The sequence below is a fragment of the Devosia sp. 919 genome (assembly GCF_013185965.1).
Lineage (GTDB): Bacteria > Pseudomonadota > Alphaproteobacteria > Rhizobiales > Devosiaceae > Devosia.
Window position 1 is genome coordinate 1 of record NZ_JABAOL010000002.1, and the last position, 14,171, is coordinate 14,171.

Consider the following 14,171-nt stretch of genomic DNA (forward strand, 5'->3'; position numbering starts at 1 on the left):
ATGGGACCCAAGGGGCGGACGGGCAGCCGCAAACGCTCGCCATGCTGCTCACGCGCCTCATTGATTACGGCAGACGGCCAGCCGAAGCGTTGGCGGGGGGGAGGTTCTTGCTGGGACGGACATTTTCCGACAGCCGCGACACGCTTAAACTTGAAGGCCAGTTCCCACCATCAGTTCACCAAGAACTCGCAAGGCGCGGCCATGAAGTGGCGCCAATCCCCGCGTTAAGCCCACTAGCAGGACAGGCCGGCGCGATCGCCATCGACATTCACGGCTCGCTCGATGGAGGTCACGATCCTAGGGGGTGAGAGGTCTGGCCGCAAAAGATCACCCACGCATCGTGACGCGAGATCGCCCTCTGTTACATGGCTAAACCCGGACAGTCCGGTGCCGGCCCGCAACCAAGTTGTTGGCCTACCCACCCCCAGTGTCTGCTTTCGACGAGCGATTACCAAGAGCTGCCAGTCCGCTGCCGGCCCCTACCCTGCCCTTCCGGGTCGTTATGCGGAACAGCAGAAACGGGGTGGGAAGCGGTCAGTCGGCTTCCGGCCATTAAACGCAAACAGCAAACGTCAGTGATCTGAAGGGGAGCTCGAAGGGCATGTCGTCGAAGCCGCCAGACGATGGTGGACTAAAGCCTACCCCTGTTACGCCGGGAAGATGGGGCGTCGACCGAGCGACAACAAGCTGGCTGGTGCCGCTGGTCGGTATGGGGATTTCGGATCGTTTCGCGAGCCATGGGTAGTTCATGTTCGTGGCGAATTGAAAATTAGCTCAAGCCGACAAGGCTCAGGCGGAGCGCGTAGGGAGCCGCGGCCGGACCGACGGTCCAGCTAGGCCCGGCTTGAGCGCGATGTGCTTGTATTCAATGAAGTCGTCGAGCGCGGCGTGGCCGTTCAGCCTACCCAGTCCCGACAGCTTGAACCCGCCCTCCTCGGTGCTGTCATACACCTTCGCCCAGTCGTTCACGAAGACGCTGCCCGCCTCCAGGGCTTGGGCTACCCGCAGGGCGCGGTCGAGATCTCGTGTCCAGACGCTGGCGGACAGGCCGTAGTCGCTGTCGTTGGCAAGGCCGATGGCTTCGTCCTCGTCGCCGAAGCGCTGGATGGTGAGAACTGGACCGAAGGTCTCCTCCTGCACGATAGCAAGCCTGTTGTTGGCGACCTCGAGAAAAGTGGGGCGGAAGAACGCTCCCTTGGCCAGCGGACCCTCGGTGACCGGTCCCCCGCGGACGACCGGGTTTGCCCCGGCGTCGATCGCGTTCTGGACGACCTTGTCGACCCGCGCCACGTTCGCCTTGTCGATGAGCGGACCCATATCACTCGCTGGATCGGAGGCTGGGCCGACACGCACGGCGCGCAGTCGCTCGGCGAGCTGATCCCGGACGGCATCGTACACCGCGTCCTGAACGAGCAGCCGGGAACCCGTCATGCAGAATTGACCGGCGAACACAGTTAGAGCCTTTTCGAGCACAGGCAACATCGGGGCGATGTCGGCGTCGTCGAATACGATCATTGGCGCCTTGCCCCCAAGCTCAAGGCCGAACCGCTTGATCCGGGCCGCGCCGACCGCGCCGATGGCAGCGCCGGTCCGCGTGCTTCCTGTGAAGCTGATCGTCGGCACGTTGGCACTCTCGACAAGGAGCGCAGCGCCGTCTGATCCGCTTTCGAGGAAGAGGTTCATGACGCCCTGAGGCAGATCTGTGCTCTCGGCGAGTATCTCCGCCAGCACAGCTGCTGTCTGCGCGACCTGTCCAGGCATCTTTACCACGACGGTACAGCCCGCCGCCAACGCAGGTGCGAACGACCTCGCCGCCAGGATGATTGGTGAGTTCCACGGCACAATGACGCCCGCCACACCCATCGGTTGGCGCAGGACGATCGAAAGGCTGCCAGGTCGCGGCCGCGTGGCGCGGCCCGCCTCCGTGCGGGCCATCGCCGCCCAGTAGCGCAGCTTGCTCGGGGCTGCGGAGACTTCGAGTGTGGCTTCGCTCCGGACCTTTCCGTTCTCGAGCGAGAGGATATCGATCAATCGATCGCCGTTCCCTTCGATCGCCGCCGCCATCTGGTCAAGAACTCTCGCGCGGAGTTCGGCATCGTGCGCCCATTCCGAACCGCGAAAGGCGCGGGCGGCTGCGGCGATCGCGGCGGCGGCAGCCGCCCCACCATCGTCTGCATATTCTCCGATGGAATCGTAGGTAGCCGGATTGATAGAAGCGCTGCGTTTCGTCGACGAAACGAACGCGCCGTCGATCCAGTTCTGGGCAAAGTAAGTCGTCATCGGATCATCCTTCCGGAACCTGCATGGCATGACGGGTTCCGGCATCGCCCGAAATGAAGCGGCGCTGCTGCGGAGCCACGGTTCGTTGCTCCTCCCGCCGCATAGTCTGGCGGGAGGAGCGGGCTTGAGACTAGGCGAAGAACGGCGGTGGGTTCTCACCGCGCAGCCGGTAGTTTGGCCGCGGCCGCTCGAGGCGGATCGACTCCATGACAGTATAGGCGTGATACTTGGTTTGCGTGGTCACACCGGCCAGACGCTCGGACCAAAGCTTGCCGTTGCTGGTCTTTTTCTCGAGCACGTACTTGGTCGCGTAATTGACCATCGAGTTGATCCAGTTTTCAGATCCAACCCAAAAGCGATCGAGGCCTGGTTCCAGGAGAATGTCCATCAGCCGATCGGAGCGGGAGTAGATGTCGATTGCTGCCTGTGCACCGTCGAGAATGTCAGCAAAATACTCGATTGATTCTTTGACTAGCTCAGGGGTGCCATATTTCATGTGGTGCCCGGCTACTAGAAAGTCGAAATCGAACTCCATGATTTGGTGCTGAGCCTCGTACCAGGCCGTGATGTTCTGGGAGGCGTCGCAGTGCATGAAGGTGGCGCTGCCGGGGCTGATGATGTCGATGCAGGTCAGAACCTTCTGTGCCGGGGCATAGATGAAGATGTTGCCAGGGCAGTGGTTCTCACCCTTGTAGGATAGCTCCAGCGTTACGCCGCCCACCGTGAGCGTGTGCTTCTTGTCAAAGGTGATCGTGGGTAGAGGGCGGCTGGGATCAGGGAAACGCTCCAGCAGCTCCTTCGTGATCTCATGGGCAACGATCTCGACGTCTGGTCCGTAGATTGAGGCGGCCCCGATATGGTCGGTGTGCCAGTGACTGTAAATCACATGGGTAACCGGCTTGTCCGTAACCTCCTCGATCGCGGCGAGCATGTTCTCACCGAGGGTCGGAGGAGCATCGATAGCGACTACGCCATCGTCTGTCACGACGAATGCCGCGTCATAGCCGCCACTCGTCACCCAGTAGAAGCCGCCGCGAAGCTCCTCAACATAGTAGCCAAGCTTCTGGAAACGCTCACTATGAAAGTAGGGAGGATAGTATTCAGGAGGATCGAGCGGATGCTCGCCCGCCTCGGGAAAGCCGTATCGGTCAATGCCGAAAAACGCGGGTGTGTCTGACGCCGTGATGGGCTTCTGGTGGTTATCGCACATGCTTGTTTCCTTCTTGTCTGATTGTAGAGTTCGGCCGTTCAGACTCCTGAGTGCCCGAAGCGGAGGACAGCCTTGATGACGCGGCCTGAGGCGGTGTCTTCAAATGCCTGGTTGATGTCGGCGAAATCGTAGAAGGTGATAAGCCTGTCGAACGGGAAACGGCCGCTGCGATAAAGACCGATCAGCTCTGGAATCATCAGCGCCGACACCGCGTCGCCCTGGATGATACCCTGGAGGGTCTGCCCGACCGAAAGACGCGCCGCATCCACGATCGCGCCCGAGTGATCATTGAACGCGACGAACCCGAAGTTCCCGAGCGGGGCGAGCGCACCGATCCCAGCATCGAGGTTCGCCGCGCGACCGCTGGTGTCGAGGATGAACTCGACGCCCCTCTGTTCGACTTGTCGAATCTCGGAGCAGACGTCCGCTCCGCTTGCGGCATTCACGACATGCGTCGCACCGAGCTCTTTCGCAAGTTCCAGCCGTTCGATGTTCACGTCAATGGCGATGATAGTGGCAGCTTGTGCGACCCTGGCGGCCATGATCGCAGCAAGGCCGACCGCGCCGACGCCGAAAACGGCGACGGTAGCGCCGACCGGAACCTTCATCGCCTTCAGGATCGCGCCTGCGCCGGTCTGCATGCCACAACCGAGCGGTCCCAGTATTTCCAGCGGAACGTCGTTCGGCACCTTGACGGTGTTTCGCTGATGCGCGAGCGCATGGGTAGCGAACGAGGACTGGCCGAAGAAATGGGCATGTAGATTCTCCGGGCCTTGCCGCCCCACGCCACTGGAACCGTCCAGTCTCGCGCCCGCGAAGTTGGCTTCCCAAACCTTATCGCAATAAGCGGCGTGGGAGGACAGGCAGGGTTTGCACTGCCCGCAGGAGTGGTAGGACAGTACGACGTGATCCCCGGGCTTGACGTGGGTGACTGTCGATCCAACGCGTTCCACGATGCCCGCGCCCTCGTGGCCAAGGATCGCGGGGAGCGGTGCCGGCAGCAGCTGACGGCGGACATGGGCGTCGGTCGCACAGATCCCTGTCGCAACCATTCGCACGAGCACCTCGTCCGGCCGGGGGGCTTCAAGTGTGACATCCTGCATGATGAACGGCCCATCCTTTCGTTCGATCACCGCTGCGCGTGCTGGCTGGGTCATGCGTGCTCTTGCCTCAACATGAGGATCATCAGTGGCTTGTGAGGTCATTGGGGGGCTTCCGTCAGATGTGACCCGGGTGTGCGGCCTTGTGTCCGCAACCCTTTCGCCGAGAGTAGCGGTTCTATAGTGTTGCAATAGCCATCGTGGCAGGAACTCGGAGTTGCTGATGCCGGAACCCGCGCCCGTTGATCTCTTGGATGTAATCTCGTTCGTTCGGGTGGTCGAAACCGGCGGTATTGCGAATGCGGCTGCGCGTCTTGGCATCGCCAAGTCCATCGTAAGCCGTCGTATCAGTCGTCTGGAAAAGGTTCTCGGCGCTCAATTGCTGATCCGCACGCCGAGGGGCACGACGTTGACCGATGTCGGCCGTAAGTATCACGCGCGCGCCGGAGGCGGCCTGGCGGAACTGGAATCAGCGCGGGAAGTCGTCAACAAACTGACGAGCGAGATTTCCGGGCTGCTCCGCATCCAGGTGCAGACTGCCTTTGGCGATTTTGTACTCGCGCCCCTGCTAGCTGAGTTCGCGATGCTCCATCCGCGCATTCAGCTAGACATATCCTTCGAGGATCGTCGGGTGGACATGAGCGCCGAAGCCTATGACCTCGCGATCAAGCCGGGAACCGACTCGGATCTGACGCTCATCACCCGCAAACTTGCCAAGGTCCGCTGGGTGGTCGTCGCCAGCCCGGCTTATCTCGATACGCAAGGGCGCCCGTCCAAACCCTCCGATATGAACGCTCATAAAGCCATGCTCCACGTCCAGGACACCGGAAACTGGGGGTTCCAGGGTGCCGATGGCTGGGAGCATGTGCGCATGAACTCGGAGTTCCGTACTGACAACGGGCAGATGCTCTTGGCGGCCGCGCGTGCAGGGCTGGGCGTGACCGTCGTTCCGAGGTTTATGGTCGAGGGACCGCTGATGCGAGGTGAACTGGAAGCCGTCCTGCCTGCCTTCCCGCATGAGGGCGCCGATCTGCAGATCTTCATGCCACCCGCACGATCTGATATTGCGAGAGTGCGCGCCCTGGTAAACTTCCTCTACGAGAAGATCGACCGGGAAATTTGAGCAGCTCGTCGATTCACAGTGCGGGCAGGCCCCAGGCTGCGAGCAGCAGCGCAACACCAACGATCGCAATCGCCGCAAACACCGCAGCAGGAGCATTGCCGGGACGAGGCGGGCGCCAGCCACTATCGATCGACTGGACTCCGGGCGCGTCTGGTGCCCCCGGCTGAAGAGCCGGACCTGCAAAGTCCAGAGCCCGCAGCTCCTTCAGGCGCCGTCGTATCCGGATTGCGAGGAGGATCGCGAGGTAGATCGTTGTGAATGCGGCGATACCTGCCGCCAAACGCAACGTGTCCAGTTGTGCGCCCTGCGTCGCTCCGGTCGCTGCCACGGACCAGTCGGTGTGACTCCCCAGCAGCGCGGGACCGGCCAGCGCGCCGAGTGCGTTGACGACGCCAAACAGGACGATGAAGCTGATAAGCTCTCGGCTACCCTGCTGGAGTGCGCTGGTGATGCCTAGCAGCAGCGCCGGCCCCAGGAAGAACGTTCCGGCGAATGCGATCGCCGCCTGCGATACGTAGAAGCGCTGCAGATGATGTGGATCTGTCGCCGCGCTGTCGATCAGGGCCGCGATGGCGACGATCCCGATCGACAGCATTATCGGCCGGGCCAGCTTCTCGGCATTTACCGAGACTGCGCTCGCCAAGACACCGGCGACGGCCCCGCCGAACATGACCAGCGACAGCGTCCAGAGTTGGTGGTTCGTGGCTCCGAGCGACTTCACGACCGCGACCGCAACCTCCTGTTCGGCCAAGACGATGCGCGCCATGAAGATGGCCGCGGCAAAACGGGCGACATCGCCACGCCTGAGCCAACGAAGGTTCAGCAGCGGTGTTTCGCGGTATGTATCGATGGCAGCTGCCGCCACCAACGCGGGTATGGCGACCAAAAGCGACACGAGGATCCATGGCGCCTGAAACCATCCCTCCCATCGGCCCAGTCCCAGCACAGCCGCGATCAGAGCCAGCCCACCCCCCATCAGAACGAAGATCAGTAAGTCCAGCGGCTTGAAGACGCTCACGCGCACCGCCGGCGGCAGGCGGACCAAGCCGACCGCGGCGAGCGACAGCAGGGCGAGTCCCGCCTCGAACATGAACAGGGAACGCGGCCCCTGGCTGGCAAGCAAGGAGGGCGACAGGACACGCGCCAGCGGCATCGCGCATTGCGTCACTCCGATGCCGAGTACCAATCCCCGCAGCCGCCATTCCGAGGGCAAAGCCTGCATCATGTGGAAGAGGCAAAGTGGTATCAGTGCCACCGCAACGAACCCGCTGGTCGCGCGCAGCAGCAATGTCGCCCCAAGATCCGAGACGAAAAGATGTGCCAGGGCTAGCGCGGCATAAAGGCCCAGGAAGACCAGCGCGAAACGGCGCAGGCCATATTGCTGTCGAACCTTGATCAGCAGCAGGTTGGCCGAGACCGCGGTCATCACATAGCTGGTCGGCAGCCACGCCACCTGATTGGCGCTCAGATCGAAGAGCCGTTGCAGCTGCTGCGTGTTGACGTTCACCAGCGCGCTGCCCATGCCCGCAGTCATCCCGACGAGCAGCGCGACAAGCACATAAGCGAGTCGAGTCGCTCGGCCATGAGCCGGCGTCGCAGGCGAACCGGCGACGGGCGCGCGCTCGTGCTCTGGAAACTCATGGACCTCCTCATCCAGGAGATCGCGCATCCGGTTCATGGGTCGGCGCTCATGCGGGCTATCGAATGAATCTGTCATGGAGCAAAGGTAGACGGCCGGCCCGAAACCATCACGAACCTTTAGGTTCCTTGATGGGCAACGCTGGGTTCTTGAACGCGCATCTTGATCGAGCTCAGACATTTCCGAGATGGAGGGCAATAAGGCTGGAGCTGTCACTTCATGACGAAGACTGCTCCGAACCACGAGAAGGACTTGCCAATGTTTGAGAGATCGATAGATCGCGTCACCAGGATACCGGCGCTAGAGCCTGGCTTCGGCGGCGAGAGGCATCAGGCCGCTTTGGTAGTTGCACCGGGCGAACTAGCTGCGACCGATCCATTCTTCCTGATGGCCGATGATAACATTACGCTGGCGGGAAGTTTCGGAGAGGCGCACCCTCATGCCGGCCTGGAAACCGTCACCTTCATGCTCAATGGCACCATGGAGGATACCGGCGGGCGGCTGGAGGAAGGCGACGTCGAGTGGATGACCGCCGGCAGCGGCATCGTCCATGCGGAGAACACGATGGTCTCCACCGGGATGCGTCTGTTCCAGCTCTGGCTGATCCTGCCTGAGGCGCAGCGCAATATGCCGCCCCGGGTGCAAATCCTCCGCGGAGCTGCGATGCCGACTCATGCCGAGCCTGGTGTCATGGCGAAAGTCTATAGCGGCCAGCTAGGGGAAGCGGCGGCACCGACGATGAACGCTGTCCCGGTCACGTTGATCGACATTTGGTTGGGGCCGGGCGCCGTGTTCGCGCCGCAGCTGCCGGCCTCCTACAACGGATTTGTCGTGGTGATCGACGGCGAGGTGGAGGCCGGCGTCACCGCAGAGGTCTTAACCAAGGGCGCGGTGGGCTGGACAGGACCCCTGGGCAATGGCGCCAGTTCACTCTCATTGCGGGCGGGCGATAGCGGCGCTCGTCTACTGCTGTACGCGGGGCAACCGCAGAACATTTCGGTGGTCGCGCAGGGGCCGTTTATCGCTGGCTCGCGTGAGGAATTGGCTGGCTACTACGACGCCTATCGCCACGGAAAATTTCCGCACGCCGGCACGATGCGGCCGGTCGCCCATGCATGATGTGTCCGCACGGTATGGCCGTGCGGCAGCAATCAGAAAGTAACGTGCCAGTGAGGAAGACCGACCCCCCACACCAATTTTGTCTCCAGATCGGAATATCTTGGGCAAACTGAAGCAGGGCCGGGCGGCGCATGTCCCCGGCTGATCGCGCTTCATCAGAGGGAGGGTGCTGATAGGAGTGTTGTCGCGTGCTGCCGCAGGTAGTCGACGAAATCGTTGAATTTGGCCCGTTCCGCCTGCATGTGTCAGGGCGTTTGCTGCAGTCGAACGGGGCTAGCATCCCGATCGGGAGTCGCGCGCTTGACCTGCTCATTGCACTGGTTGAACACGCAGGAGAGGTGCTATCCCAGCGAGAATTGATTGCGCGTGCCTGGTCGGGGCTGGTGGTCGACGAGGCTAATGTGCGGGTCAACATCGCAAGCCTGCGCAAGAGCTTGGGCGACGGCAAAAACGGTGCCCGCTACATCGTGAACATCCCGGGTCGGGGGTATAGCTTTGTTGCGCCCGTTACCCGAGCGCAGCTCGAGTCCTCATCCCTCGAAAGCGCCGAAACATGGACGCTCGATCAGGGATCACGCAGGCAGCCCTCAGTGTCCGTCGGTGAACGCTCGTTGCCCCGGGCTCTTAGTCGGCTGATTGGGCGCGATTCCTCGGTTACCACAATCGTCGAGTTACTCACCAAGCATCGCTTCGTGAGCATCATCGGTCCGGGTGGAATGGGCAAGACAGCTGTCGCCATCTCTGTCGCCCACGCATTGCTCGATGTCTTTGAGGGCGGGGTATATTATGTTGACCTGTCCTCCGTGCACGACGCCTCTCTCGTGCCGAGTGCGATCGCTTCCGCCCTTGGCCTGAAGGTGCAGGCGAACGATCCCAAGGCGGGCATCCTGGCGTTTCTCGCGCCCAGAAGATCATTACTTGTGCTAGACAATTGCGAGCACCTCATTGACCAGACGGCCGCGCTCTCCGAGTGGCTTTATCGGTCCACGTCTCAAACCCATCTCCTCGCGACCAGTCGGGAGTTGCTGCGTGCAGAGGGGGAGCACGTCCACATCCTTCCACCCTTGGATGTTCCGCCGATTGGTTGGGGCACTACGGCAGCGGATTGGATCGCCTTCCCCGCAGTGCAGCTTTTCATGGATCGAGCGGCAGCAAGCGGGTCGCACGAGGCAGTTACCGACGAGGTTGCCCTGCTTGCCGCTGACATCTGCCGGAACATGGATGGCATCCCCCTTGCAATCGAACTGGCTGCCGGACGGGTACCCTTCCATGGCGTGCGTGGAACAGCCGAACTGATCGAGAGCCGATTTAATCTTCTGTGGCCCGGCCGCCGCAGCGCGCCTCCCCGGCACCAGACGCTCCATGCGATGCTGGATTGGAGCTACACCCTCTTGTCCCAGGCGGAACGCCGCGTATTGTACCGGTTGTCGGTGTTCGCAGGCCCCTTTCAACTGGCTGCGGCGCAAGCGATCGCGGCAGACGCTGGTCTGGATGATGCGGAGGCGACAAGCGCAATCGCCAGTCTCATCGACAAGTCATTGCTGTCGCCCTCGACCATCAACGGTGCGAGCTATCTCCGGCTACTGGACACGACCCGCACGTATGCGTCGCAAAAACTGGCGCAATCGGGTGAAATCCACTGCGTCTGCGGCAAGCTGGCGGGGTATCTGGTTAAACAACTGAGGCGATGTGAGGATAACCGTGAGGGGCGTCCCGATCCCGCTTCGGTTCAGGTGGGCGACATACGCACCGCGCTTGCCTGGGCCTTCTCCAAGACAGGTGAAGGCGAGTTGGGCGTTCGTTTGGCAGCGCTCGCAGCACCGCATTTATTGGATTTGTCCCTGCTCGACGAGTGCCATCGATGGTGTCAGGCCGCACTGCACAAAGTGGGTCCTCATGAGGGCTCCAAGACACACCTTATATTGGAAGCATCGCTGGCGATGTCAGCGCTGTTCACCCGCGTCGACCGCAGTGACCTGCATGAGACGATCGAACGTGGGCTCAGTCTTGCTCGAAAGCTGAAGGATCATAAACGAGAACTCGAGTTGCACGCGGCGCAGCATATCGTCATGACTCATCTGGGCCGCTACGGTGAGGCTGTCGAGGTGGGCTCCCGCAGCCTCGAGTTGGCACACCAGGCGGGGTATGCCACGGGCATCGTCATGTCTGAGTGGATGCTGGGATGTGCGTATCACTTTGCTGGCGACCATGCGAGCGCCATACGCCACACAGAGGAAGGCTTCAAGCAAGCCGAAAGGCTAGGCACCACCAAAGTCGATGTGCTTGGTTTTGCACATCGGACGCGTGCCCTCAACGTCCTTGCGCGGGCACTTTGGTTGAGCGGCGCTCCGGACCGTGCAGCCCAAGTGGCACGCCAGGCAGTCGCGGAAGCGGAGCTAGACGAGCAACCCATGAGCATGCTCGTTGCCTTGACGTATGCCACGACGGTTTTCCTGTGGAGGGGGGATATTGAGCAAGCCGAGGCGCTAGTGGACCGTCTCATTCAGCACGGCATTCGTTACTCGTACGGTACAAATGCGGCCTTCGGCCTCGCGCTTTCGGGAGAAGTTGCTTTGCTCCGAGGAGAATTCCGGTCGGCGGCAAGCAAGCTTCGCGAGGCTCTAGACACCTTGAAGGTGGAGAGACGGCAAAATCTCGCGACGATGTTGAGCAGATCGCTTTGCGAGGCGCTGCTTGCATGCGGTGATATCCCAGAGGCCCAACTGATTATAGACGCTGCAATGGAACGTGCTGTGGCGCTACATGAGTCTTTCGAGATGCCCGAGCTGCTGCGTACGCGTGCCAAGATCGAGCTTGCTGCCGGACGGCTGGATCCACGCGCGGCTGAGGCGATGTTGCGGCGTTCGATTGAACTAGCATATGAACAAGGAGCCCTCAGCCTGGTGTTGCGCTCCACCATGGCTTTGGGGAGCCTGCGTGCAACCGAGGGGCGCACCCACGAAGCCCACGCAATGTTGGCTGAGGTTTATAGCGGGTTTAGCGAGGGCTACGATACGCACGATCTCAGAACCGCCCGACACCTGATCAAGACTTGGCGCCCAGCGACTTAGTGACGAAGTTCGGCGTTTCCTCTTGGGGGGATCCGGGGCAGGAGTATCAAGCAACCAGTGATTATGGCGCCAAGCCAGAGCGGCCGGAAGCGCTCCGGAACACACTGCACTCGCATGTGGAGCCGATCTAGCGAAAAGCCGGACTGCTGCTTAAGAATGAGCCGCTCTAGTCGAACACGTCGGGTGCGAATTCCGATTCCATGGCATTAAGGTCATGAGCTTCGCTCATCTACGGCTACTTCCAGCAAATGGGAGTTGGTCGCAAGAATTCTCTGCATGCAGCAGCTTCAGCACCGCAGTGCGTCCTGTCCTCGGCTAGACCGTGCCTCCGACGGCTTGAACTGAGCGCGGAAAAGGAGACAGCACTACGATGAAAGCGATGGTCCTTAAATCATTTGGCGGGCCAGACTCGTTCGAGTTGCGCCACTTACCCAAACCGGTGCCGCTTGCTGGGCAGGTTCTGGTTCGAGTCCATGCCACCTCCATCAACCCGTTGGATTATCAGGTTCGCCGCGGAGACTATCGCGACTTGGTGCAACTGCCGACCATAACCGGCCACGACGTATCGGGCGTTATCGAAGAAATCGGTCCGGGCGTGGCCGCCTTCTCTGCTGGAGATGAGGTCTGGTACACCCCCGCCATATTTGGTGGGCCGGGAAGCTACGCCGAGTATCACGTTGCCGACGCCGGCATCGTTGGCAAGAAGCCTGCCTCGCTGAGCCATCTAGAGGCGGCAAGCTTGACCTTGGTTGGCGGCACGGCGTGGGAAGCGCTGTTCGTACGTGCAGCCCTCAGGGTGGGGGAAACCGTTCTTGTGCATGGTGGCGCAGGGGGCGTCGGCCATGTGGCGATCCAGTTGGCAAAGGCGATGGGAGCAAGGGTATTGACGACTGTGCGGCAGGAAAACGCTGAATTCGCGCGTAGCCTTGGGGCCGATATGATCATCGACTACGAGCAGGAGAGTTACGTCGACACTATCATGCGGGAAACGGGTGGCCGCGGAGTCGATGTCGTGTTCGACACCATCGGCGGCAACACGTTGTCGCGCAGCCCTGACACGCTCGCGCAACTCGGCCGCGTCGTCACGATCGTGGACATTGCCCAGCCGCAAAACCTCGTTCAGGCCTGGGGCAAGAACGCGAGTTATCACTTCGTATTCACCAGACAAAACCGCGGCAAGCTTGATGAGCTGAGTGCATTGATCGAGCGCGGTCAATTGCGGCCCCATATCGGCGCGGTCTATGCGCTTGCTGATATTCCGCTGGCGCATGACCGTCTCGAGACGCCACACAACGGAATTCGAGGCAAAATCGCAATTGAGGTCAACGGCGAACTCACTTGGTGAGGAGCATATGTTGTGATCTCAGCCGTTGGCACAGATCGTTGCAGCAGAGGTCAACCGCGCTGAACGCTTTCAATAAACATTCAGCGCAGGGTAGACCGGTCCTGCGTCTGCAGGACCGGGAAAATGATTGTACCGCTGGTAGACATCGTGGGCGTCAAGCCGATGAACCTATGGTCACGTATTCTGCTGATTCATAGTTCTGAGGGCAAAGGAGCGGCTACGTGCTGCAGCTTCGAGTCATATTCTGATTTGAAGCGGTGTAGTCGGCATATGGTCCTTAGCCGGTTTACATCCTTTTTCAGCCCTTTATTTAACATCGGCGTGGAGTCACCCGATCATCCTCCTGCGTGGATCGCAATCCCAACGATCCCAATTGGAGAACAACATGATCAAGTTGCAAGATGCTGCAGAACTCATCCGCTCAGTCAGGCCACCCCTTGTGCCGGCAAGGGGCGGCCTTGCCCCATGGGCTGAACGGCGCTGCCTGGAGTTGTTGCGTGCACGAATTTCGGAAGACATCAGCCTTGATGAGTTGGCCGCAGAGGTGAGACTTTCCCGCTTTCATTTCGCACGCATGTTCAAGCAAAGCGTCGGTGTGCCGCCACGCGTGTACTTGACGATTATGAGGATGGAGAAGGCTTGTGAGCTGCTCGAGACGACGGATGAGCCCATCACAGAGATCGCCTTTGAGGTCGGGTATTCGTCGAACCAGGTATTCGCCCGGGTATTCCAGAAACATCGCCACATGAGCCCGTCAGAATATCGTCGTGCCGTCCGTGATCCGCTTGCGCAACTGCCCGTGCCTGATAGCTCCAGCGTAACGGTGAATGTGATCAACGCACCTCTTGGCACGACAGCAACCGCGCACCATCGTTGCAGACCCGGCGGAGGGGTGGTCATCGATGTGATGCTCGCTGGGGTCGATGACGGGGTTGTCGGCCTGATCAATGGCAAGAGGCAGATCAACATGGCCGTCACTGACCTACACTAGCCAAGCTTTGGCCCGTTGCCCGCAAGTCTCGTAAACGACGTAGAACTCGTCGCCGAATACGGAAAGATTTGCGAAGAGCTGTTTGGTGACTATATCGGTATCGCGGCCGACGTCGGCGCCGATGTCCTTCAAGCCTGCTTGAATGACTAATATTGCGCCGCCTGTTCCGCTTACCGAAGCATCCACCACAATGTCAATACTGCTCATCTGACACTCGCAGCAGCCCAACGCTTGAGTGCACCGGACCGCAATCCAATCACCTTTCCTCATCGCTGAACGCAGCGGGGGCAGCC

At 60.8% G+C, this 14,171-nt stretch carries 11 protein-coding genes; 6 read left to right on the plus strand and 5 right to left on the minus strand.

Going from position 1 to position 14,171, the window contains the following annotated elements; genetic code table 11:
• A partial coding sequence (locus HRQ64_RS17420; RefSeq protein ID WP_172125171.1) for a gamma-glutamyltransferase occupies window positions 1–308 on the plus strand: 308 nt, incomplete at its 5' end.
• A gap of 481 nt (window positions 309–789) precedes the next feature.
• Here the strand turns inward: HRQ64_RS17420 and HRQ64_RS17425 are convergent.
• The 3 genes from HRQ64_RS17425 to HRQ64_RS17435 all read right to left on the minus strand — a co-directional run bounded on the left by HRQ64_RS17425 (window position 790) and on the right by HRQ64_RS17435 (window position 4,647).
• On the minus strand, window positions 790–2,280 hold the full coding sequence (locus HRQ64_RS17425; protein WP_172125173.1) for an aldehyde dehydrogenase family protein: 1,491 nt from the start codon (window positions 2,278–2,280) through the stop codon (window positions 790–792).
• A gap of 130 nt (window positions 2,281–2,410) precedes the next feature.
• Window positions 2,411–3,490 carry an MBL fold metallo-hydrolase gene (locus tag HRQ64_RS17430; protein WP_172125175.1) on the minus strand — a complete coding sequence of 360 codons (1,080 nt, stop codon included), beginning with the start codon at window positions 3,488–3,490 and terminating at the stop codon, window positions 2,411–2,413.
• 38 nt (window positions 3,491–3,528) lie between these two features.
• Window positions 3,529–4,647, minus strand: coding sequence for an NAD(P)-dependent alcohol dehydrogenase (locus HRQ64_RS17435; RefSeq protein WP_172125177.1), 1,119 nt, complete (start codon window positions 4,645–4,647; stop codon window positions 3,529–3,531).
• 166 nt (window positions 4,648–4,813) lie between these two features.
• Between HRQ64_RS17435 and HRQ64_RS17440 the strand changes: the two genes are divergently transcribed.
• A complete protein-coding gene (locus HRQ64_RS17440; RefSeq protein WP_172125481.1) occupies window positions 4,814–5,713 on the plus strand; it encodes a LysR family transcriptional regulator in 900 nt (299 codons plus the stop codon).
• 13 nt (window positions 5,714–5,726) lie between these two features.
• Here the strand turns inward: HRQ64_RS17440 and HRQ64_RS17445 are convergent, their stop codons facing one another.
• A complete protein-coding gene (locus HRQ64_RS17445; protein ID WP_172125179.1) occupies window positions 5,727–7,391 on the minus strand; it encodes an MFS transporter in 1,665 nt (554 codons plus the stop codon).
• Between the two features lie 180 nt (window positions 7,392–7,571).
• On the opposite strand from HRQ64_RS17445, the gene HRQ64_RS17450 reads away from it, so the two are divergent.
• From HRQ64_RS17450 to HRQ64_RS20265, 4 genes are all read left to right on the plus strand, one after another.
• A complete protein-coding gene (locus HRQ64_RS17450; protein WP_248308266.1) occupies window positions 7,572–8,471 on the plus strand; it encodes a pirin family protein in 900 nt (299 codons plus the stop codon).
• Window positions 8,472–8,659: 188 nt separating this feature from the next.
• Entirely contained in the window at window positions 8,660–11,542 is a 2,883-nt protein-coding gene (locus HRQ64_RS17455; RefSeq protein ID WP_210258700.1) for a winged helix-turn-helix domain-containing protein, read from the plus strand.
• A 370-nt stretch (window positions 11,543–11,912) separates the two neighbouring features.
• Complete coding sequence (locus HRQ64_RS17460) at window positions 11,913–12,887, plus strand: zinc-dependent alcohol dehydrogenase family protein (protein ID WP_172125180.1); 975 nt, start codon at window positions 11,913–11,915, stop codon at window positions 12,885–12,887.
• A 385-nt stretch (window positions 12,888–13,272) separates the two neighbouring features.
• Entirely contained in the window at window positions 13,273–13,878 is a 606-nt protein-coding gene (locus HRQ64_RS20265) for an AraC family transcriptional regulator (protein WP_248308267.1), read from the plus strand.
• Here HRQ64_RS20265 and HRQ64_RS17470 read toward each other — a convergent pair.
• The gene (locus HRQ64_RS17470) at window positions 13,870–14,085 is read right to left on the minus strand and encodes a hypothetical protein (protein WP_172125182.1); all 216 of its coding nucleotides are present in this window, start codon (window positions 14,083–14,085) and stop codon (window positions 13,870–13,872) included. The two genes, HRQ64_RS20265 and HRQ64_RS17470, sit on opposite strands and share 9 nt — an antisense overlap.
• Between the last annotated feature and the right edge of the window lie 86 nt (window positions 14,086–14,171).

Excerpts from the sequence above, each read along its gene's own strand:
- HRQ64_RS17440 (WP_172125481.1), top strand. The coding sequence starts at position 4,814 with ATGCCGGAACCCGCGCCCGTTGATCTCTTGGATGTAATCTCGTTCGTT.
- HRQ64_RS17425 (WP_172125173.1), bottom strand. The coding sequence starts at position 2,280 with ATGACGACTTACTTTGCCCAGAACTGGATCGACGGCGCGTTCGTTTCG.
- HRQ64_RS17435 (WP_172125177.1), bottom strand. The coding sequence starts at position 4,647 with ATGACCCAGCCAGCACGCGCAGCGGTGATCGAACGAAAGGATGGGCCG.
- HRQ64_RS20265 (WP_248308267.1), top strand. The coding sequence starts at position 13,273 with ATGATCAAGTTGCAAGATGCTGCAGAACTCATCCGCTCAGTCAGGCCA.
- HRQ64_RS17445 (WP_172125179.1), bottom strand. The coding sequence starts at position 7,391 with ATGAACCGGATGCGCGATCTCCTGGATGAGGAGGTCCATGAGTTTCCA.
- HRQ64_RS17460 (WP_172125180.1), top strand. The coding sequence starts at position 11,913 with ATGAAAGCGATGGTCCTTAAATCATTTGGCGGGCCAGACTCGTTCGAG.
- HRQ64_RS17470 (WP_172125182.1), bottom strand. The coding sequence starts at position 14,085 with ATGAGCAGTATTGACATTGTGGTGGATGCTTCGGTAAGCGGAACAGGC.
- HRQ64_RS17450 (WP_248308266.1), top strand. The coding sequence starts at position 7,572 with ATGACGAAGACTGCTCCGAACCACGAGAAGGACTTGCCAATGTTTGAG.
- HRQ64_RS17430 (WP_172125175.1), bottom strand. The coding sequence starts at position 3,490 with ATGTGCGATAACCACCAGAAGCCCATCACGGCGTCAGACACACCCGCG.